Origin of the sequence: Rhizobium indigoferae, from assembly GCF_034554815.1 — a bacterium.
GTDB lineage: Bacteria > Pseudomonadota > Alphaproteobacteria > Rhizobiales > Rhizobiaceae > Rhizobium > Rhizobium leguminosarum.
On the sequence record NZ_CP140635.1, the window covers coordinates 3781927 to 3803134 of the forward strand.

The 21208-nt window shown below is 61.5% G+C and carries 20 protein-coding genes; 10 read left to right on the plus strand and 10 right to left on the minus strand.

Annotated features, from left to right (window positions below):
* Nucleotides 1–207 precede the first annotated feature (207 nt).
* Both U5G49_RS18760 and U5G49_RS18765 read left to right on the plus strand, forming a co-directional pair.
* Nucleotides 208–1863 (plus strand): sensor histidine kinase, encoded by a 1656-nt coding sequence (locus U5G49_RS18760; RefSeq protein WP_193444313.1) that lies wholly within the window; start codon nucleotides 208–210, stop codon nucleotides 1861–1863.
* 100 nt (nucleotides 1864–1963) lie between these two features.
* The gene (locus tag U5G49_RS18765; protein WP_193444314.1) at nucleotides 1964–2446 is read left to right on the plus strand and encodes a DUF992 domain-containing protein; all 483 of its coding nucleotides are present in this window, start codon (nucleotides 1964–1966) and stop codon (nucleotides 2444–2446) included.
* 88 nt (nucleotides 2447–2534) lie between these two features.
* Here U5G49_RS18765 and U5G49_RS18770 read toward each other — a convergent pair whose 3' ends face one another.
* The 6 genes from U5G49_RS18770 to U5G49_RS18795 all read right to left on the minus strand — a co-directional run bounded on the left by U5G49_RS18770 (nucleotide 2535) and on the right by U5G49_RS18795 (nucleotide 9305).
* A complete protein-coding gene (locus tag U5G49_RS18770) occupies nucleotides 2535–3929 on the minus strand; it encodes an NAD(P)(+) transhydrogenase (Re/Si-specific) subunit beta (RefSeq protein WP_018243584.1) in 1395 nt (464 codons plus the stop codon).
* A 6-nt stretch (nucleotides 3930–3935) separates the two neighbouring features.
* The gene (locus U5G49_RS18775) at nucleotides 3936–4334 is read right to left on the minus strand and encodes a proton-translocating transhydrogenase family protein (RefSeq protein ID WP_003542949.1); all 399 of its coding nucleotides are present in this window, start codon (nucleotides 4332–4334) and stop codon (nucleotides 3936–3938) included.
* Entirely contained in the window at nucleotides 4334–5482 is a 1149-nt protein-coding gene (locus tag U5G49_RS18780) for a Re/Si-specific NAD(P)(+) transhydrogenase subunit alpha (protein WP_193444315.1), read from the minus strand. Before U5G49_RS18780 ends, U5G49_RS18775 begins: the two co-directional genes overlap by 1 nt.
* 155 nt (nucleotides 5483–5637) lie before the next feature.
* Nucleotides 5638–5862: an aa3-type cytochrome c oxidase subunit IV gene (locus U5G49_RS18785; protein ID WP_018243586.1), complete on the minus strand. Its 225-nt coding sequence runs from the start codon at nucleotides 5860–5862 to the stop codon at nucleotides 5638–5640.
* 244 nt (nucleotides 5863–6106) lie between these two features.
* The gene (locus tag U5G49_RS18790; protein ID WP_003542957.1) at nucleotides 6107–6859 is read right to left on the minus strand and encodes an N-acyl amino acid synthase FeeM domain-containing protein; all 753 of its coding nucleotides are present in this window, start codon (nucleotides 6857–6859) and stop codon (nucleotides 6107–6109) included.
* Between the two features lie 142 nt (nucleotides 6860–7001).
* On the minus strand, nucleotides 7002–9305 hold the full coding sequence (locus U5G49_RS18795; RefSeq protein WP_193444316.1) for a putative bifunctional diguanylate cyclase/phosphodiesterase: 2304 nt from the start codon (nucleotides 9303–9305) through the stop codon (nucleotides 7002–7004).
* Nucleotides 9306–9633: 328 nt separating this feature from the next.
* On the opposite strand from U5G49_RS18795, the gene U5G49_RS18800 reads away from it, so the two are divergent.
* Complete coding sequence (locus U5G49_RS18800) at nucleotides 9634–10173, plus strand: TRAP transporter small permease subunit (RefSeq protein WP_193444317.1); 540 nt, start codon at nucleotides 9634–9636, stop codon at nucleotides 10171–10173.
* A 21-nt stretch (nucleotides 10174–10194) separates the two neighbouring features.
* Complete coding sequence (locus tag U5G49_RS18805; protein WP_112905177.1) at nucleotides 10195–11688, plus strand: TRAP transporter large permease; 1494 nt, start codon at nucleotides 10195–10197, stop codon at nucleotides 11686–11688.
* 84 nt (nucleotides 11689–11772) lie between these two features.
* Here U5G49_RS18805 and U5G49_RS18810 read toward each other — a convergent pair whose 3' ends face one another.
* Nucleotides 11773–12879 carry a TRAP transporter substrate-binding protein gene (locus U5G49_RS18810; RefSeq protein ID WP_193444318.1) on the minus strand — a complete coding sequence of 369 codons (1107 nt, stop codon included), beginning with the start codon at nucleotides 12877–12879 and terminating at the stop codon, nucleotides 11773–11775.
* Between the two features lie 292 nt (nucleotides 12880–13171).
* Between U5G49_RS18810 and U5G49_RS18815 the strand changes: the two genes are divergently transcribed.
* Nucleotides 13172–13951: a gamma-glutamyl-gamma-aminobutyrate hydrolase family protein gene (locus U5G49_RS18815; RefSeq protein WP_193444319.1), complete on the plus strand. Its 780-nt coding sequence runs from the start codon at nucleotides 13172–13174 to the stop codon at nucleotides 13949–13951.
* 69 nt (nucleotides 13952–14020) lie between these two features.
* Here the strand turns inward: U5G49_RS18815 and U5G49_RS18820 are convergent, their stop codons facing one another.
* The 3 genes from U5G49_RS18820 to U5G49_RS18830 all read right to left on the minus strand — a co-directional run bounded on the left by U5G49_RS18820 (nucleotide 14021) and on the right by U5G49_RS18830 (nucleotide 16659).
* Entirely contained in the window at nucleotides 14021–14977 is a 957-nt protein-coding gene (locus U5G49_RS18820; RefSeq protein WP_112905183.1) for a 2-hydroxyacid dehydrogenase, read from the minus strand.
* A gap of 29 nt (nucleotides 14978–15006) precedes the next feature.
* Nucleotides 15007–16029, minus strand: coding sequence for a LacI family DNA-binding transcriptional regulator (locus U5G49_RS18825; RefSeq protein WP_003542973.1), 1023 nt, complete (start codon nucleotides 16027–16029; stop codon nucleotides 15007–15009).
* Between the two features lie 117 nt (nucleotides 16030–16146).
* On the minus strand, nucleotides 16147–16659 hold the full coding sequence (locus U5G49_RS18830; protein ID WP_018243593.1) for a MarR family winged helix-turn-helix transcriptional regulator: 513 nt from the start codon (nucleotides 16657–16659) through the stop codon (nucleotides 16147–16149).
* An 85-nt stretch (nucleotides 16660–16744) separates the two neighbouring features.
* Between U5G49_RS18830 and U5G49_RS18835 the strand changes: the two genes are divergently transcribed.
* The 5 genes from U5G49_RS18835 (at nucleotide 16745) to cysE (ending at nucleotide 21208) form a co-directional block, all read left to right on the plus strand.
* The gene (locus tag U5G49_RS18835) at nucleotides 16745–17533 is read left to right on the plus strand and encodes a creatininase family protein (RefSeq protein ID WP_112905185.1); all 789 of its coding nucleotides are present in this window, start codon (nucleotides 16745–16747) and stop codon (nucleotides 17531–17533) included.
* Nucleotides 17534–17681: 148 nt separating this feature from the next.
* Nucleotides 17682–18794, plus strand: a complete 1113-nt coding sequence (locus U5G49_RS18840) for a CobW family GTP-binding protein (protein ID WP_018243595.1) — start codon at nucleotides 17682–17684, stop codon at nucleotides 18792–18794.
* Complete coding sequence (locus U5G49_RS18845) at nucleotides 18794–19783, plus strand: WD40 repeat domain-containing protein (protein WP_018243596.1); 990 nt, start codon at nucleotides 18794–18796, stop codon at nucleotides 19781–19783. Before U5G49_RS18840 ends, U5G49_RS18845 begins: the two co-directional genes overlap by 1 nt.
* A gap of 15 nt (nucleotides 19784–19798) precedes the next feature.
* Entirely contained in the window at nucleotides 19799–20296 is a 498-nt protein-coding gene (locus U5G49_RS18850; protein WP_193444320.1) for a GNAT family N-acetyltransferase, read from the plus strand.
* A gap of 96 nt (nucleotides 20297–20392) precedes the next feature.
* On the plus strand, nucleotides 20393–21208 hold the full coding sequence (gene cysE / locus U5G49_RS18855; RefSeq protein ID WP_193444321.1) for a serine O-acetyltransferase: 816 nt from the start codon (nucleotides 20393–20395) through the stop codon (nucleotides 21206–21208).

The window sequence follows — 21208 nt, forward strand, 5'->3', positions numbered from 1 at the left end:
GTTGCAACCTGCTCTTGCTCCCCCTAACATGGACCTGCTTCGATAGCCCGCTATCGAGCGGTCGAAAACGTTTGGGGGCGGTTTGCGAGAGATGCGGATCTGTGCTTTCCTGGCCGCAAGCGAAACCCGTTGCGGGCCACGCGTATTACAGCGCGACGCGTCTTTTCAGACGCGCAAAGGACGCCGTAACACTTTGAATTGCGACAGATGAAGATCGTCGCGCTGTTCTTTCCGAAAGCCTCGATCGGAACCTACCTCGTCGCCATGGCGGTGGCGATCGCACTGCCGATCTTCGCCTTCGTGGCGCTGCTTCTGCTACAGCTGGAGGACAACCAGCGTTCGACGCTGAAGCGCGAGACGGCCCAGGATGCGCTTGCCCTTTCACGCATCATCGACCGCCAGCTTCAGGATATGGCGACGACCCTGCGGCTGCTTTCAAGTTCGCCGGAACTTGAAAACGGCAATCTCGCCTCCTTCCACGAGCGCACGGAAACGGCCCTCAGAGACAATACGCTTTTCGTCATCGCCGTCGACCGCACGGGCCAGCAGTTGCTGAACACGCGCCGGGCGTTCGGCACGCCGCTTGGCAAGACGGCGAACATGACAGCCCTCGAAGCGGTCATGGCTTCCGGTCGCATCGAGGCATCAGACGTCTTTCGCGGCCGGACCAGTGGCGAATGGGTCTATAACGTCACCCTGCCACGGAAGAATGATCCGGTCGCGGCCCTTATCATCACGCAGGACGCCAAGGATCTTGGCAAGCTCGTGACCACCGAGGGCCTTGCGCCCGGCTGGTCGGCCGCCGTCATAGATGAGAGCGGCCACGTCGTCGCGGCCACCGGCCCTGCCAACCTCGAACCCGGCACGCCCTTCGACCCGCGCATTCTGCCGGCGCTCACCGTGTCCCGCGGCGTCTTCCAAGACGAGACAATCCTGCCGCACATGCTCCTCGGTTATGCCCAAATTCCCGGTTGGTCGTGGAAGACGGTGATCTGGGGACCGATCGCCCAGGCGTCGATCCTCAGCACCTGGCGTTTCCTCATCATCGGCGGCGTGGCACTGGTGCTCGTCGCCGTGCTAGGCGCTTATGCCGTCGCAAGACAGGTGCGCACCACCATCCGCGATATCGCCGACATGGCGAACCGCATGGGCGAAGGCCATATCGTCTCGCCAGTCGACACCAGCGTCATCGAGGCGAACCAGGTGGCGATTGCCCTTTCGAATGCCTCTTTCGATCGTAGCCAGACCGAGGACCGGCTGCGTTTCGTCATGCATGAGCTCGTCCACCGCACCAAGAATCTTCTGACGCTTGCCCAGGCAATGATGCGCCAGCTCGCCAAGCAGTCCGACAGCGTCGAGTCCTTTCGCGCCGCCGTCGCCGACCGGCTCGAGGGTTTGGTGCGTTCGATCGAGCTCCTGACCAGCGAACAATGGGGAGGCGTGTCGCTGCGACGGGTCGTCGATATCCATCTGCAGGCCTTCCCGCAATCGCGCGAGCAGATCGACATCAGCGGTAAAGACTTCGTGCTAAAGCCGGATGCCGTGCAGAATCTCGGCCTCGCCTTGCATGAACTCGCCACCAATTCAGTGAAATACGGTGCGCTTTCCGTACCGCAAGGTCGGGTCCGCTTCGCATGGCGCGACGTCAAGGACGAAGACAAGCCGGATGCCCTGCTCCGCTTCACCTGGGAAGAGCAAGGCGGCCCGCCGGTCACCGAGCAGCCATCGCGCTCGGGCTTCGGCACGACCGTTATCAAAGCCCATGCCGCCTCCGCCTTTCGCGGCACGGTTGAGATCGATTTCCGGCCCGAAGGCCTGTTATGGGTGCTGACGGCGCAGCGCGCCACGCTGGAGCGGGAATAGAGCGCCGCGCGTCTCTTCAGACGCGCTAAGTTTGAATCCGCGCCCGGAACATTCGCTACCTCCACCCGTTTCGGACAGGTCGTTCCAAAGGAGAAAGACCATGTTCAAGCAAACGATGATCGCAGCCGCGGCACTGGCGGCCGCTGCCTGGGGGAGCCCGGCGGGCGCGGAAAACTATGTCGCGCTTGGCCGTCTTGTCTGCGGATCGGATGGCGGCCAAGGTCTGATCGTCACCTCGCAGAAGAACCTCATCTGCACCTATACGCCGGCGGCTGGCGGCGCCAAGGCGGTCTATGCCGGCAAAATCGAGAAATTCGGCCTCGATATCGGTCAGACCGGCAAGAGCGTCATGATCTGGCAGGTGCTGGCAAAGACCGGGACGGATATTCCGCAATTCGCCCTTGCCGGCGAATATTACGGGATCGGTGCCGATGCGAGCATCGGTGCAGGGGCCGGCGCCAAGGTCATCGCCGGCGGCAATAACAAGGCCTTCATGCTGCAGCCATTGAACGTCCAGGCTCAGGAAGGCCTGAACCTCGCGATCGGCGTCGAAAAGATGACGCTCGTGCCGGGGGAGACCTGACGAAAGCGTCCGGCCCGGCCAAGGCAGACAGCAGTGGCCTGCCGCATGAATCAAACAGCCGCCCGAAGGGCGGCTGTATCTGCGTCGATCAGTGCGCGATCGCCTTGTTGATATCCTCGGTCATCTTCTTCGCGTCACCGAGCAGCATCATCGTACCATCCTTGTAGAACAGCGTATTGTCGATGCCGGCATAACCCGAGCCGAGCGAGCGCTTGACGAAGAGGCAGGTCTTTGCCCGGTCGACGTCGAGGATCGGCATGCCGTAGATCGGCGAGGTCTTGTCGTCGCGCGCCGCCGGATTGGTGACGTCGTTGGCACCGATGACATAGGCGACGTCGGCCTGGGCGAATTCCGAGTTGATGTCCTCGAGCTCGAAAACCTCGTCATAGGGAACATTCGCTTCGGCGAGCAACACGTTCATGTGGCCGGGCATGCGGCCCGCCACGGGGTGGATCGCATATTTCACCTCGACGCCGTTCTTCTTGAGATTGTCGGCGAGCTCGCGCAGCGCATGCTGGGCCTGGGCGACCGCCATGCCATATCCCGGCACGATGATAACCTTCGATGCGTTTGCCATCAGATAAGCCGCATCCTCGGCCGAGCCGAGCTTGACCGTCCTATCTGATGTGTCAGGTCCGCCAGACGCCGTCTCGCCGCCGAAACCGCCGAGGATGACGGAGACGAAGGAACGGTTCATACCCTTGCACATGATGTAGGAGAGGATCGCGCCGGAAGAACCGACGAGCGCGCCCGTGATGATCAGCGCCAGATTGCCGAGCGTGAAGCCGATGCCGGCCGCGGCCCAGCCTGAATAGGAATTCAGCATCGAGACGACGACCGGCATATCGGCCCCGCCGATCGGCACGATCAGCAGAACGCCGAGCGCCAGCGACAGCGCCACGACGGCCCAGAAGTCGAAATGGCTTTCAGTGACGGCAAGCCCGATGATGAAGAGCACGATCAGCACCAGCAGGCTGGCATTGATCACATGCCGATAGGGCAGCAGGATCGGCTTGCCGGACATGCGTCCGTCAAGCTTCAGGAAGGCGATGATCGAGCCGGTGAAGGTCAGCGCTCCGATTGCCACGCCGAGCGCCATCTCGATGCGCGCCTCGGTGTGGATGTGGCCGATCTCGCCGATGCCGAAGGAAGCAGGCGTGTAGAGCGCGGAGGCCGCGACCAACACGGCGGCAAGGCCGACCAGCGAATGGAAACCCGCGACGAGCTGCGGCATCGAGGTCATGGGGATGGTGCGGGCGACATAGGCGCCGACGCTGCCGCCGATGGCAAGGCCAAGGATGATCAGCACGAAGCCGCCGAAATTCGGGGTCGCCAGCACCAGCGTCGTCAGGATCGCGATCCCCATGCCGATCATGCCGTAGAGATTGCCCTTGCGGCTGGTGGCCGGATGCGACAGGCCGCGCAGCGCCAGGATGAAGAGCACGCCGGAGACGAGGTAGAGGAAGGCTGCGATATTGGTCATCAGTCCTCACCGGTCCTTCTTGCGGTACATCGAAAGCATCCGCTGCGTGACGAGGAAGCCGCCGAAGATGTTCACCGAGACGAGCACGAGAGCCACGAAGCCGAAACCGGTCGCAAGCCCGCTGGTCGAGATGCCGACCGCCAGGAGCGCGCCGACGACGATGACGGAGGAGATCGCATTGGTGACGGCCATCAGCGGCGTATGCAGCGCCGGCGTCACCGACCACACGACGTAATAGCCGACGAAGATCGACAATACGAAGATGGCGAGCTGGAAGACGAAGGGATCGATCGCCCCGCCGGTCGCAGCACTTGCCGCTTCCGGTGCCTGGGCCGCCGCCGTGATGACGGCGGTCACCGCCTGGTCGAGCTGCTCCAGCGCTCTGTCCATTGCTTCACTGGCCATCAGATGTCTCCCTTCTTCGCGCCGCCGAAGGCGGGATGAACCACGTCGCCGGCATAGGTCAGCATCGTCGCCTTGACCAGCTCGTCGTCGAGATTGACGACGACGCTCCGGGTTTCCTTGTTGACCATGGTCTCGAGGAAGGTGACGAGGTTCTTGGCGTAGAGCGCCGAGGCGCTGGCCGCAACCCGGCCCGGCATGTTGGCGAAACCGATCACCCTGACGCCTTCGATATCGGCGATCTCGCCGGGGACGACACCCTCGATATTGCCGCCGCGCTCGACCGCAAGGTCGACGGCGACCGCACCTGATTTCATGGAGGCGAGCATGGTGTGCGAAACGAGCCGCGGCGCCGCACGACCGGGGATCAGCGCGGTGGTGATGACGATATCCTGCTTGGCGATGTGTTCGGCAACCAGAGCCGCCTGCTTCGCCTGATAGTCGGCGGACATTTCCTTGGCATAGCCGCCGGCCGTTTCCGCCGCCTTGAACTCCTCGTCCTCGACGGCGATGAACTTGGCGCCCAGCGAGGCGACCTGCTCCTTGGCGGCGGGCCGAACGTCAGTGGCCGAGACCGCCGCGCCGAGGCGGCGCGCGGTCGCGATCGCCTGAAGACCCGCGACGCCGGCGCCCATGACGAAGACCTTGGCGGCCGGCACGGTGCCGGCCGCCGTCATCATCATCGGCATGGCGCGGTCATAAACCGCCGCCGCCTCGATGACGGCCTGGTAACCGGCGAGATTGGCCTGGGACGAAAGTACATCCATAGACTGGGCGCGGGTAATGCGCGGCATCAGTTCCATCGCGAAAGCCGAAAGCCCCGCGCTTGCCAAAGCCGCGATCGCTTCGTCATTGCCGTAGGGATCCATGATGGCGATGATGACCGCGCCGCTTTTATAGCCGGAGATTTCCGATCCGCTGGGCCGGCGCACCTTCAGCACCACGTCGGCGGAGGCTGCATCCGCAAAACTGCCGATCCTGGCACCCGCGGTCTCGAATTCTCCGTCCGGAATGCGTGAAGCTGCACCAGCACCGGCTTCGACGATGACGTCGAAGCCGAAACTCTTCATCTTCTTCACGGTCTCGGGGGAGGCGGCGACACGTGTCTCCTCGCCCGTGATTTCCCTTGCAACGAAAACGATATTGCCCAACTGCCCCCTCCTCCGGGTCAGCCAGACCGCCGCAGGCTCCCCTGCGCGGGCCAAGCATCTAATTCACAAAGCTTCGGAGAAGCTCTCCTCCCCTCAGAGCGCCGCGCGTCCTTTCGGACGCACAAAGGACGCTCTGACCCTCTGAATCCACGCGGTCAGCGGAACAGGAAGATGCCGGCGGCGAGAAGAATGATGAAGACGAAGAGGCCGCCAAGAAGGCCGGCGCCGCCGAAGAAACCGGCGGTCATCGCAAGCAGGAGGACGATGAGAAGCATCGAGCCGTATTTCGCGCCGGCGATGAACATGTCGTAGGTCTTTTCATGTTCTTTGTAATCCATCGGCGCGCCGGTCTCGACCGGTCCGGTATGATGTTCGGCCATAAATATCGTCTCCCTGAAATGCCTCTGCGCTGCCTAATTTCCCTCTAGGCGAGGGAAATCCCTACGTGCAGGGATTACACAATGACAGGCGAAAGCGCAATGCATGAGAATGCCGCAGGCGCGTGTGGCAACCGCCATGTCAGAGGCCCGGAATATGACCTGAGGACGGCCGATATCGCCTGCGTCCGTCGTCCACCTCATTTGCGCCGGCGAAGATCGTCTCGCCGTCGGGGACGAGGGCAAATTACAGCGGCAGGTCGGTGCCGAGTTCGCCTTGCGGCACGAAACGCGCCGTCGGAATGATGGTGAGCGGCGGCAAGGTGTCGTTGGGATTGCGCGAAAACATCATGCGCTGCTCGCTGGCGCTGGAGATGAAGAAGGGATAGCGCGTCAGCAGCTTTCGTCCGACCTCGATCACATTCGTCGCCATCAGCGTCATGTCGATCCCGTAATTTTTCGCCAGCCGGCCGGGCACGACCGTATCGGCATAAAAGACCCGCTTGTAGAAGGCCGCATGCGGCGGCCGAACGAACTGAAGAACGCGGTCGGCACGGAAATACGCCGCCGCCACGATGGTGGGCCTTAGCGTCAGATAGGGAACCCACGGCAGATCGGCGGTGAGTTCGGGGTCGGCTGCGAAACGCGCCGGATCGATCAAGGTCAGCCCCGCATCCAGAAGTTCATCCATCGCCTCGGGAAAGGCGCCACCGGACTGACTGAGACGATGTTCCGGTGTCACATAATGAACCCGGATCGTACTGACCAGTTCCCCATAATAATACAGACCGAAGATATAGGCGTGGCTGTCGAAATCGCTGTCGTCCAGCAGCCCTTTCGGGGCGAGCGCCAGCACGTCATGGGCCTTATAGGCCTTGTAGCGCAACCGTTCTACCTGCTCCATGTCTTCGCTGCTTTCGACGCGGCGATACTCGACATGATCCAAAACTTCCAAAATTTTTGTGCTGAAATCACTACGCTTGAACAGTGTCTCTGACATTTCTCGATCCGCTCGTTAACGGATCATTAATCATACGCCAGCAACATTTAGGCAAGGAAATCCGATAATTTCGGCCGTTTTTAAATCGTTAAGGTTAACGCGGAACGCGCTCTTCAGGGGGAAAACTGTCCGTTGAGACCGCTCAGGCGACCTTGCTGCGGCGGCGTTGCACGACGCGGCGGCCGATGCCGTGTTGCAACAGCGGGATATTCTGGGAAGGCACGGGCGGCGAGAAAACGTAGCCCTGAACAAGATCGGCGCTGCGGTGCTTGTTGAGCAGTGCGAGCTGTTCCTCGGTTTCGACGCCTTCGATGACGATCTTCAGGCCCAGTTCGCGGGCGAGATGGACCGTGCCGCGCAGCAGCTTCAGGCGGCGGCTATCCTCGACGATGTTGCGCACGAAGGAGCGATCGATCTTGACGATATCGAGCGGCAGCGTGTCGAGATAGCTGAGGCTGGAGAAGCCGGTACCGAAATCGTCGATAGCGATGGTGATGCCGCGGGCCCTGAGCTCCGCCAGGATGGCGCGCACGGCCGCCGGCTCGTCGATCAGGCAGCTTTCGGTGACTTCGAGATGCAGCCGCGCTGCGTCGAGGCCGGAATGGGCAAGTGCTTCGGCGACCACCGAAAGAATATCGGCATCGCGCAGATCCCGCGCCGAGAGATTGACCGAGACGGCGATATGTTCGGGCCAGTTCATGCATTCGCTGCACGCCTTGAACAGGACGAAGCGGGTGATGTCGGAGATGATGCCCATATCCTCGGCGAGCCGGATGAAGACGTCGGGCGGGATCGAGCCCTTCTCCGGATGAACCCAGCGCGCCAACGCCTCGGCGCATTCGATCCGCGATCCGTCGGACCGGAACATCGGCTGGAAGGCGAGATGCAACGCCTGCGCCGAGACAGCCTCGCGCAGATCCGCCTTCAGCTTCTGCTGCTCGATATAGCGGCCATCCATCTCCCGCTCGAAGCCTGATATGCCGCCCTTGAAGCGCGACTTGCTTTCAAACAGCGCCAGATCCGCCTTGACGCTCCATTCATCCATCGCAAACGCGGCACTTTCGAGAATCGCGTAGCCGGCGCTGAGCGAAACCAGGAAGGTCAGCTCGTCGACCGCGTAATTGCCCTGGATTGCGGCGTGCACGCGGCGGATCTCGACGTCGAGCGAAGCCGGTTCCTTGGCATGCGGGAAGAACAGGATGAACTGGTCTCCCATCAACCGGCCGAGGATGGCGTTGCCGGAGGCCTGCTTGATGCGGGCGGCGATGGCGCAGAGCAGGTGGTCGCCCGTAACGTGGCCGCGCATGTCGTTGACATGTTTGAATTCGTCGATATCGAGGACCATGAAGCCGAGCGGCCCGGACTTCCTTTGATGTTTGGCGAGATACTCCTGCACCAGCTGGCCGAAATATTCGCGGTTCGGCAGGCCGGTCAGCGCATCGAAGCGGACCATGTGCATGATCTTCTGCTCGGCCTTCACCCGGCTCGACACGTCCTCGAAGATCAACACGGCCCCGCCGTCGGCCCTTCGGCTGGCCGAGAATTCGAGCGACAGGCCCTCGGGGAAATGAATGAGCGTCCGCGATAGGTTGCCTTCGGCGACCTGGGTGAGCTGGCGCAGAATAAGCTCCGGCTGCGAGGCGTCCATGAAGCTGTAGCGCGCACCGTAGCGCAGCACGGCGCCAAGTTCGCGATCCTTCAACCGCTCCGGCGCACCGATCTTCAGAAGCTCGCAGGCCTTCCGATTGACGACCTGAATACGGTTTTCGGCATCGACCATGACCAGGCCATGCGGCATGTTGTTGAGCGCCGTGTCGAAGCGGTCGGCGATGATGGTGATTTCCCGGCGCGCGATGACATTCTCATAGAGGAACTCGCGCACGCCGTTCGCCATGGCCCGCGTCGTCAGCCAGAACGGAATGAGGAAGATCGACAGCAGGCCACGATAGAAATCCAGCGCCAACAGGCTGCAGACGATCATCGGCAGACAGCAGGAGAAGGTCTGGAGGTCGACCGCCAGGCGCGAACCGTAATTGCGGCCGACAACGGAAACCATGGTCGCCATAGTGACGGCAATGCAGGCAAGTTCCGCAAAGGAATCGTGGACCACGAAGATGGCGTATCCGCTGGCGATGCCAAGCAGTGCGGTGGTGCAGGCCGCACCCGCAACCAGGATCCTTTCCCAACGCTCGATCCCGACGTGCGACAGGCTCTCCTTGTCGACGCGATCGAACTGCCGGAAGACGACCATGCGAACGCAGAAGACCAGGAGGAAGGCGACCGACAGCAGGATGTAGACGAAGGACTGCGTCTTGGCAGCAACGGCAAGGCAGGTCGCAACATGCACGATCACGCCAGCAAGCAGCGTCATGCGGTTCCCGGAAAGGGAACTCACAAACGACAGATACACATCTAAAGGGACCCTGTTCGGGTTATCTGGCTTCATCCACACTTTCCCTGTGCGCGGGAATTCTAAGCCCAACCCTTTAAAAATTGATTTCAATGGAATCAAACATTTGGTCAAATTTTCTAAAACCATAGGATGAACCGCACAGCTCACGCGCGTTAATACAGCCTACTGGCGAGATTATTGAAATAATTTATCCACGCCTGGGTTGTCGAAATATTTGATGGCCATAGCGCGGGGCCGGTGCATCTAAGACTATACTCCAACGCGAGGCATTTATCCTTCCAATTTCAAAGGCCGTGGTCTACATCGATTGCAAGAGGGAAAAGCTGCCGGAAAACCGGCAGGACAAGAACAGGGGAGGCGAATGTCGGTACTTCTGGCAGCAAGCCGGCTGATCGATTCGATCAGTCAGTTCCTAGGCAAAATTTCCGAATATATGGTGCTGTTCTGCTGTCTGATCAGCGCCGGAAACGCCATCGTCCGCTATGCCTTCAACTACAGTTCGAACGGCTGGCTCGAGATCCAGTGGTATCTCTTCGCCTTCGTCGTCATGCTCGGCGCCTCGCATGCGTTGCGCAACAACGAGCATGTCCGCGTCGACCTGATCTATGGTTCGGTTTCCGACAGGGCGAAGATCTGGATCGACATCGTCGGCCTCATCCTCTTCCTCCTTCCCGCATGCGTCTTCCTCACCTGGATCTGCTGGCCGTTCTTCGCACTGTCCTACCAGCAGGGAGAAATATCGGGCAACGCCGGCGGGCTCATCCGATGGCCCGTCAAGCTGATCCTCGTCGCCGGCTTCGCGCTGCTTTCCCTTCAGGGGGTTTCCGAACTGATCAAGCGGATCGCAGCCGTTACCGGCCATATCAGCATCGATACAAAATACGAAAAACCGCTGCAGTAGCGCGGGCTGGGAGAAACGGACTTGTTTGATTTCGGCATCATCCCGCCGGCCATGTTCCTGGGCATGGTCATCTTCATGCTCTACGGCTTTCCGGTCGCCTTTTCGCTGGCCGCCGTCGGCCTGTTTTTCGGCATTATCGGCATCGTCACCGGCCATTTCGGCGAAGTCTTCCTGCAGGCTCTGCCGCTGCGCTTCTTCGGCATCCTTTCCAACGACCTCCTGCTCGCCATCCCCTTCTTCACCTTCATGGGCGCGATACTGGAGCGCTGCGGGCTTGCCGAGGATCTGCTCGAAGGCACCGGCAAACTCTTCGGCGGCATTCCCGGCGGCCTCGCCTATGCCGTCATCCTCGTCGGCGCCGTGCTGGGCGCGATCACCGGAACGGTAGCCGCCTCCGTCATCACCATGGGGGTGATCTCGCTGCCGATCATGCTGCGCTATGGCTACAATCCGCGCCTTGCCACCGGCGTCATCGCCGCCTCGGGCACGATCACCCAGGTGATCCCGCCCTCGCTGGTGCTCGTCGTTCTTGCCGATCAGCTCGGCAGGTCGGTCGGTGACATGTATCTCGGCGCGATCGGCCCCTCGATCCTGCAGGTGACGATCTTCGTGCTCTTCATCCTGGTGTTGTCGATCATCAGGCCGAAATCGATGCCGCCGCTGCCGAAGGAGGTGCGCGGCGACTTCAACTGGGCGCTGCTCGTGAAAGTGCTGATGGGCATGGTGCCCTCGATCGTCCTGATCTTCCTGGTGCTCGGCACGATCTTCATGGGCCTTGCGACGCCGACAGAGGCAGGCGCGCTCGGTGTCGTCGGCGCGATGCTGCTTGCCGCCATGAACCGGCGCCTCACCTGGCCGCTGATCCGCGAGGCCATGGCATCGACCACGCACATCACCTCCATGGTGGTGATGATCCTGATCGGCTCCACCTGTTTCAGCCTGGTTTTCCAGGGCATGGACGGCTCGCGCTGGATCGAGCATATGCTGTCGGGCATTCCCGGCGGCCCGGTCGGCTTCCTTATCTTCGTCAACATCTTCATCTTCGTGCTCGCCTTCTTCCTCGATTTCTTCGAGATCGCCTTCATCGTCATCCCGATGCTCGCACCGGTCGCCTCCAGTCTCGGCATCGACCTGATCTGGTTCGGCGTCCTGATCTGCGTCAACATGCAGACGAGCTTCATGCACCCGCCCTTCGGCTTCGCGCTCTTCTACCTGCGATCGATCGCCAGCAAGGACGTCAAGACCTCGGATATTTACATGGGTGCCCTCCCCTGGGTCGGCATGCAGCTGATCCTGGTGGCGATCGTGATCTTCTGGCCGCAATCGGTAACCTATTGGCTGGATCACGGTCCGAAGGTCGACCCGAACTCGATCAAGATCGAAGTCCCGGGCTTCGGCGGCCAGCTCGGCCTGCCGCCGATGGGCGGCGGCGGCAATGGCTCACCGCAGATCCCTGGCCTGACCCTGCCGCCACTGAACGGCCTGCCGGGAGCACCGCCGCCACCGGCAAAATAGTCCAGCAAAAACAAAACCCCGGACGGAAATCCGGGGTTCTGGTATCGCATTCGTCTGAAGCCCCGAGCCTGCCGGCGGAAAGCCTTAAAGCTTCCCGGCCCGCTGCTGGATCATCATGAACGTATCGAAGGTGTATTCCGACAGCTGCATCCAGAGATAGGCATCCCGCTTGAAGGCGGTCTGGTCGTCGTAGATCTTCTTGAAATACTGGTTCGTGCCCGAAATTTCGCTGTAGATGCCCGTCGCCGCCTGGAAGCAGGCTTCCATGATCTCCTGACTGAACGGGCGCAGCGTCGCGCCTTCTGCGACCAGCTGCTTCAGCGCGGTCGGGTTCTTCGTGTCGTACTTCGCCAGCATGTTGGTGTTGGCGAAAGCGCAGGCGTCGGTCAGCGCTGCCTGATAATGCTTGGGCAGGCTGCTCCATTTTTCGAGATTGAAGAACCCATGCACCGTCGGGCCACCTTCCCACCAGCCCGGATAATAGTAGTACTTCGCCACCTTGTGGAAGCCGAGCTTCAGGTCATCATAGGGGCCGACGAATTCCGCCGCATCGATCGTGCCTTTTTCCAGCGCCGGATAGATGTCGCCGCCGGCGATCTGCTGCGGGATGACGCCGACCTTCTCCATGACGCGGCCGGCGAGACCGGCAATGCGCATCTTGACACCCTTGAGGTCATCGAGCGTGTTGATTTCCTTGCGGAACCAGCCGCCCATCTGCGCACCGGTATTGCCTGCCGGCAGCGCATACATGCCCTGTGTGGCATAAAATTCGTTCATCAGCTTATTGCCGTTGCCTTCATAGTACCAGGCATTGGTCAGGCGGCTGTTCAGCCCGAACGGAATGGCCGTTCCGATGGCATAGGTAGGGTCCTTGCCGACAAAATAATAGGAAGTGGTGTGGGCTGCCTCAACCGTACCGGCGGCAACGGCATCGACGGCCTGCAGGCCGGGCACGATTTCACCGGCCGCGAAGGGCTGGATCGTGAAATTGCCATCCGTCGCGGCGGCAACATGCTTGGCGATATCCTCGGCTCCGCCATAGATCGTATCCAAGCTCTTCGGAAACGACGACGTCATGCGCCACGCGATCTTCGGATTGTCCTGCGCGATCGCAGGCGCTGCCAATGCCGTTGCGGCAACCGCACCGGCGCTGGCGGTTCCCGCCTTCTTGAAAAACGAACGACGATCCATCAAAAACCTCCCATATAGATGACACTGCGCGGCCAATCTCACCCCTACCCGCAGCAGGGCAAAGCTAAGCATGGCGCAAGCCGCGATTCAAGCTTTAGTCTATTAGCCTTTGGCATCAAGACGGCAATAAGGCAACGCGCACGTATCCATCAGAATCAGCGGCTTAGCGGTAAACCGGAAAGGCAGAGCGCCGCTTCCGTCGCAATTTGGCCGCCTGATACAGCCAAGCGTTGACTTGACGGCCGTTCAGGCGGAAGAAACGACAAGAATAAAGATTTTGACCGGGGCTGATATGACGAAACCGATCGTTGCCATTCCTGCCGATATCCGTAGCTTCGACGGCGTGACCTGGCATGCCGTGCAGCATCAATATCTGCGCGCCGCATTAAACGCATCCGGTGTCATGGCCTTCATCATCCCCGCTTTCGAGGAGGGCTACGATACCGACGCGATCCTCGACCGCGTCGACGGCCTGCTGGTCTCGGGTTCGGCCAGCAATGTTCATCCCTCCCTCTACGGTGCCGAGGCGAATGACAAGGACGGCCCCTTCGACCCCGCCCGCGACGCCACCAGCCTGCCGCTCATCCGCCGCGCCGTCGACCGCGCCATCCCGCTGCTCGCCATCTGCCGCGGCATCCAGGAGCTGAATGTCGCCCTCGGCGGCTCGCTGGCAAGCGAGATCCAGGAGCAGCCCGGCATCTGGGACCATCGCCGGCCGGAAGGCGTCGACCGGGACGGCATGTACGCCATTCGCCAGACCGTCCACGTCAAGGAAGGTTCCTGCATCGCAGGCATTCTCGGTCCGGGCGAGATTCGCGTGAATTCCCTGCATCGCCAGGCAATCGCCAGAACCGCCCCACGCCTGCAGGTGGAAGCGATCGCCGAGGACGGCACGGTGGAGGCCGTTTCCGTTATCGACGCCAAGGCTTTCGCCGTCGGCGTGCAATGGCATCCGGAATACTGGGCTGAAACCGACAAGTCCTCGAACCAGCTGTTCGCCGCTTTCGGCGACGCCGTCCGCGCCTATGCCGCTGCCAAGATGCCGGTCATCTCCGCGCAGGCGATCGCCTGATTCCAGGCGCCCGCGAAGCGCTATGTCTGTTGCTTGGCAGCAAGCATCGTCCGCCGAACCAACCCGCGCCTAAGCCTTCTGCGGCGTCTCCGGCACCGGCGTCAAAGCCGCACCCTTCTCGAACCAGGCAATGAGATTGTCGGCGACGAGATCGGCCATCGCATTGCGCGTCGGCACGGATGCGGAGGCGACATGCGGCAGCAGCACGGCATTGGTCGGTTCCAGCAGGTCGGCCGGTACTGTCGGCTCTTCATAGAAGACGTCGAGGCCGGCTGCCCCGAGCGCGCCGGAGGCAAGAGCGGCACTCAGCGCGCCTTCGTCCACTGTCCAGCCACGGCCGACATTGACGAGAATGCCGTTAGGGCCGAGTACTGCCAAAATATCCGCATTGATCGTCTTGTGAGTCTGCGGCGTCTTCGGAACGATCGCGATCAGCGTGTCCACCGCTTCCGCCAGCCCCTTCAACGTCGGGTGATAATCGTAGGACACGTCGGCATGGCGCGAACGCGTGTGATAACTGATCTTCACCTTGAACGGCTCCAGCCGCTTGGCGATTTCGAGCCCGATGCGGCCAAGGCCGTAGAGCCCGACATGGCGGCCCTTGAGCGAGAAGCGCGACAGCGGATAGGCCGTGCCCGGCTTCCAGTTGCCCGCACGCAGCCAGGCTTCGGCCCGCGGCAATTCGCGGACCGTGTTCAGTAGCAGGCCGATCGCCGTATCGGCGACCTCGTCGTTCAGCACATCAGGCGTATTGGTGACGACGATGCCTCTTTCGGCAGCGTGTTTCACGTCGACGCCGTCATAACCGACACCGAAATTGGCGATCACTTCAGCATGCGGCAGCTGCTCCATCCAGGCGCCCGGGAAGGAGCCGGAAACGGCGACGCCGCGGATGCGGCCGGCGGTCTCGCCGTCCAGCGCAAGCTTCTCCTCGCGTGCGACGGCAATAATCTCAAAACGATCCTTCAGCCTTTCGAGAACACGCTCATGTATCTTCCCAGGAACGAGAATGGCGATGCGGGACATGGCTTTTCCTCTTGGATGGCGGTCGTGGTTCAGGCGCGGGGCCGATGGGGACTGGTGGACTGGCGAATGCGCATTTCCGGCTTGATCAGATGCATGCCATCAGGCTCATGACTGCCGGCAAGGCGATCGAGCAGCGCCCGGGCGGCCAGGCGCCCGACCTCGGCCTGACCGTTCCAGACGGTCGTCAGCGCTGGGGTGGCGATCGAGGCCTCCTCGAGATCGTCATAACCGGTGACGGAAATATCGCGTCCCGGCACTAGCCCGGCGCGTGCAATGCCGTTCATCAGGCCGATGGCCACGAGATCGTTCCAGCAGACGGCTGCGGTCGGCTTCTGCGGCAGCGAAAGGAAATGCACTGCAGCCTCGAAACCGCCCTGCTTCGAGCGCGGACCGGGAATACGCAAGTTCGGATCGACCTCGATGCCGGCCTTGCGCAGCGAGTTGACATAACCCTGGTAGCGATCGCGGCCGGTGGATGTCTGGTCCGTGCCGCCGATCATGGCGATCGAGCGATGACCGAGACCGATCAGGTGGTTGGTGGCAAGCGAGATGCCATAGCTGTCGTCGCCGCGATAGGTCGGCAGGTCCTGCCCTTCCATCGAGCGAGCGACGAGGATCGCCGGCATGCCGTTGTCTTCCGCCAGCTGCACGTCCTCAGGCGGCGTACCGATCGCCGGCGACATGATGACGCCGTCGCCGCCGAGCTGCAGGAGCGTCTCGATGAAGGTGCGCTGCTTCTCGACATTGTCGTAATGGTTGGAAAGGATGAAGGTGTGGCGGCTGCGGTCGAGCTCGCTTTCGATCGCCTTCAGGATCTCCCCATAGAAGGGGTTCATGATGTCGTGCACGACGACGCCGATGATGCCGGAGCGCGAGGTGCGAAGACTGGCGGCACGGCGATTGTAGATATAGCCGAGCGCGCGCGCCTGCTCCTTGATCTTCTCCCGGGTATTGCCGGCGACGAGCGGACTGTCGCGTAAGGCTAGCGATACGGTCGCCGTTGAAATGCCGAGCGTTTCGGCAATAGTCGAAAGCTTGATCTTCTGGACCACGTGTCCTCCTCCAGGCAGCACGTAAGCAGCAAGACCCCGCCGTCAAACCGGCGCGGCCCTTAAAATGTTTAATTAAAAGATTTAATCGGTGGAAGCAATTCGTCTTTCGGGGAAATTTCAGTCTTCGTCCGGTTCTTCGATATGAATGGCTTCGGCTTGCAGATTGGCATCGATCGCCTTCAGCAGACGGACGAGATTGCGAATTTCCTTCTCGGAGAACTCCTGCGTCGCCAGCATGTCGCAGGCCGAAGCCGCCATCTCGATCCCCTGCACACTGCCACGGCCGAGGTCGGTGAGGTAGACCTTGGTCAGGCGTGCATCCTCGGCATCGGGCTTGCGCTCGAGAAAGCCCTGCGCCTCCATGCGGCCGATCGTGCGCGTCATCGTCGGCGCCTTGACGCCGAGCTTCTGGGCAAGGCCGCCGGCCGTCATACCATCGCTCTCGGCAAGCAACAGAATGACACCATCCTGGCCGGCATAAAGGCCGCTTTCCAGCAGGTTGCGCGACAGCACCGTCCGCATGGAACGCGCCGCCTGGGTCAGAGCCGGGGAGAGATCGACGAGCGTATACTCGGTCTGGTCCTTCTTCTTGGACTTGTTCTTTTTGCCGTCCTTGCGCTTCTTTCCCATAGCCATCCCTTTGATCTTTAAGCCCCGACGCCGCTGCGATATGACATTGCGCAGGAACTCGTCATAAACAAGAGGTAACGACCGGATGATGACACCTTCGCCGCGCTTCGAGGACGGCAACCCGGCCTTTGCACCTGACGGGCGCCGCTTGATCGCCGTGCTGCCGCTCGGCGCCCATGAACAGCACGGCCCTCACCTGCCCTTCGAAACCGACACGCTGATTGCCGAAGGCATTGCCGGGCGATTGAAGATAGCCTTGCCCGCCGGCCTGCCGGTCACCTTCCTGCCCGCCGAAGCCATCGGCTATTCCATAGAGCATATGGACGTTGAAGGAACGAAGACGCTTGCCTTCGACGAAGCGGTAAACCGCTGGCTCGGCATCGCCGAAGGCCTGGCGAAGCAGGGCATCCGTAAATTCGTGATGCTGAATGCCCATGGCGGCAATTCGTCCGTCATATCAATCGTCGCGACCGAGGCGCGGGTCCGCTTTGCCATGCTGGCGGTGGCAACGAGCTGGACCCGCTTCGGCGTGCCGGATGGCGTGATCACGTCGGAGGAAAAGGCGATCGGCATTCATGGCGGCGATATCGAGACCTCGGTGATGCTGGCGCTTCATCCCGACAAGGTTGATATGGCGAAGGCGGCGGACTTTCCCTCGCGACAGACGGAATTCGCCGGGCGCTTCAAGCATCTGCGCGCCTACGGGCCGCACGCCTTCGGCTGGAAGATGTCGGATCTCAACACGAAAGGCGTGGCGGGCAACGCCGCGGCTGCGACGGCGCAAAAGGGTGAGGCACTGATCGCGCATGCGGTCAAAGGATTGGTGGAACTGCTCAGTGATGTCGATGCATTCGACATCACTCAGCTGCGGTAAATACGGCTCGTCTGCGCCGCGCAAACGATGTGATCTTATAACATTATAAAACCCTTTGAACTGCCACGCTCAAGCCATTATATGAGACCAACCGTTCAAGCAGCCGATCCCAAGCCGCTCGGCCGCACGCCTAATCCTAGAGGTTCTCATGACCGACGCGATCTCCACCCTGAAGCCTATTCCCGTTACCGTGCTCACCGGTTATCTCGGCGCCGGCAAGACGACGTTGCTCAACCGCATTCTCTCCGAAAATCACGGCAAGAAATATGCGGTCATCGTCAATGAATTCGGCGAAATCGGCATCGACAACGACCTGATCGTCGAGTCGGACGAGGAAATCTATGAGATGAACAATGGCTGCGTCTGCTGCACGGTGCGCGGCGACCTGATCCGCGTCGTCGAAGGCCTGATGCGCCGTCCTGGCCGCTTCGATGGCATCATCGTCGAAACGACGGGCCTTGCCGATCCGGTGCCGGTCGCCCAGACCTTCTTCATGGATGACGATGTACGCGCCAAGACCGAGCTCGATGCCGTCGTCGCCCTCGTCGATGCCAAGCATCTGCCGCTGCGCCTGAAGGACAGCCGCGAGGCCGAAGACCAGATCGCCTTCGCCGACGTCGTCATCATCAACAAGAGCGACCTGGTGACCCCGGAAGAACTTGATGTGATCGAGGATATCGTCCGCGCCATCAACCCGGCTGCCCGCGTCTATAAGACCAGCCGCTCCGGCGTCGATCTCGCCCGCGTGCTCGATCAGGGCGCCTTCAACCTGGAACGTGCACTCGAAAACGATCCGCATTTCCTCGAGCAGGGCCATGACGACCATGTCTGCGGCCCCGATTGCGATCATGACCACCACCATCATGACCATGATCATCACGGTCATCAGCATGATGACCACGGCCACGACCATCATCACCATGGCGCCCATCAACATGGCGCGATGTCGGCGATTCACGATGTGACGGTGCAGTCGGTGTCGCTGCGCGGCGGCGAGATGAACCCGGAGCGCTTCTTCCCCTGGATCCAGAAGATCACCCAGACGCAGGGGCCGAATATTCTGCGTCTCAAGGGCATCATCGCCTTCAAGGACGATCCCGAGCGTTACGTCGTTCAGGGCGTGCACATGATCATCGAGGGTGATCACCAGCGTCCGTGGAAGGAAGGCGAAAAGCACGAGAGCCGTCTCGTCTTCATCGGCCGCGAACTCGACCGCGAGAAGCTCGAAGCCTCCTTCAAGGCCTGCGGGGCAGCCGCCTGATGCCGACAGTTGCACCGCTTGATCTCGACGGCCACGTTCTGGCCGTCGAATTTTTAGGTGATGTTCCCTTCTTCGCAAGCGCAAACGGCACATTCCACCGGCTGGATGGCGGCGACAGGGTTTCCGAAGCCCATCAGGGCATGCTCACCGCCATTCGTGATCCCTACAGCGAGAGCCTGATCTCGGGCGGCGAGGACGGTAAGGTGCTGCGCATTGCCGCCGACGGCAGCGTCAGCGAAATCGCGACCGCGCCTCGCAAGTGGATTTCGCAAGTCGCAGCCGGCCCGCAGGGTGCCGTTGCCTATTCCTACGGCAAGAGTTCGCTCGTGCGCCTTGCCGACGGCACGACCAAGGAATTCCCCGAGGAGCGCACGGTTGAAGGCCTTGCCTTTGCGCCGAAAGGTCTGCGCATCGCGGCGGCGCGCTACAACGGTGTGTCGCTGCATTGGATCGGCATGAACGCCAAGCCGGTCGATCTTGAATGGAAGGGTGCGCATACCGGCGTCACCTTCTCGCCTGATGGTAATTTTCTCGTCACCTCGATGCAGGAAAACGCACTGCACGGCTGGAAGCTCGACATCAAGCCCGGCACCGAAGCCCGCCACATGCGCATGACCGGCTACCCCTCCAAGGTGAAATCGCTCTCCTGGTCGGTCAAGGGCAAGTGGCTCGCCTCTTCAGGTGCGCCTGCGGCAATCGTCTGGCCCTTCCAGGGCAAGGACGGTCCGATGGGCAAGGCGCCGCTGGAGCTCGGCACTCGCGCCAATATCATGGCGACCGCGGTGAAGTTCCATCCGCTCGAGGATATCCTCGCCATCGGCTTCATCGATGGCATGATCTTGGCGGTGCGCATCGCCGACAGCAAGGAAGCGCTGCTGCGCCGACCTGGCAAGGGCGCGATCACGGCGATGAGCTGGAGCAAAAACGGCAAGCTGCTCGCCTTCGGCTCCGAAGCCGGCGACTGCGGCGTCATCGATATTTCGGCCTGAGCCCCGCTGCCGGTAATGGACGACGCCCTGACGGAACCCGAAATCGTGGCGCTGACGGCCGACCACATGCAAGCCGCAGCTGAAATCAGACGTGTCGCCCTGTGGCAGCGGCTGCCCTGGCTACCGGATCTGCATACACCCGAGGAAGAGGAGCAGTACTGGCGCATGCATCTGCTGCCGAACTGCTCGATCCTCGGCGCTGCCATGGGCAACCGGTTCGTCGGTGTCATCGCCTATGGCGACAACTGGATAGAGCAGCTTTACGTTCTTCCCGACTTTCAGGGCATGGGCATTGGCTCCTTGCTTCTTGGCTGCGCCAAGGAAGAGATGGACGAGATCAGGCTCTGGACGTTCCAGCACAATGCGGGCGCTCGTGCGTTCTACCAACGGCACGGCTTTACCGCCGAAGAGGAGACCGATGGCGCCGACAACGAAGAACGGGAGCCGGATGTGCTCTATCACTGGCGCCGGCTTCCGGAGCGGACACCTGACCTGCAACCGTCGGACGGCTAGACTATAATCGGGGCTTGCCAAATGCCTGGCCCGGGCGAAACATAAACCACGCGCGGGAAACGCTTTGCGCTGCCGTGGCTGACGGAGGAAACGGGAATGTCGAAATCGACCGGCCTCGGTTTGACCGAACAACCGCAGACTTTGGGCGACGCATCCGTCTGGACCGTGATCCGCGCCGAGGCCGTTGAGCTTGCCGCACGCGAGCCGATATTGCAGCAGCTGCTTGCCGCCCAGGTAACGGACAGCGCTGGCAACGATGAGATCATCGCCCGCGTGCTTGCCGCGCGGCTCTCCGTGGCGCAGGTGGAAACCGGTGATCTGTTCGATCTCATCCTGTCCACACTTGGTGGCGATATCATGCGGAAGGTCGAGGCCGATCTCATCGCCGTGCGCGAGCGCGATCCGGCCTGCACGACATTTCTGCACGCGCTTCTCAATCTTAAGGGCTTTCATGCGCTACAGACGCATCGTATCGCCCATGCGCTCTGGGTCTCCGGCCGTCCGGAGATCGCCAGTTGGCTCGCCAATCTCGTTTCGCTGGTCTTTGGCCCGGATATCCATCCGGCGGCACGGATCGGCGCGTCCATCATGCTCGACCACGGTTCGGGCATCGTCATCGGCGAAACGGCTGTCATCGAGGATGAAGTGTCCATCCTGCAGAACGTCACGCTCGGCGGCACCGGCAAGGAGACCGGCGACCGCCACCCGAAGATCCGCCACGGCGTGATGATCGGCGCGGGCGCCAAGATCCTTGGCAATATCGAAATCGGCGCCTTCAGCAAAGTCGCGGCCGGCAGCGTCGTGCTCAAATCGGTTCCCACGCATTGCACGGTCGCCGGCGTGCCGGCAACGCTTGTGCGCGTCCACCGCGCGGACGAGATCCCGGCCGAAACGATGGACCAGAATATCTAG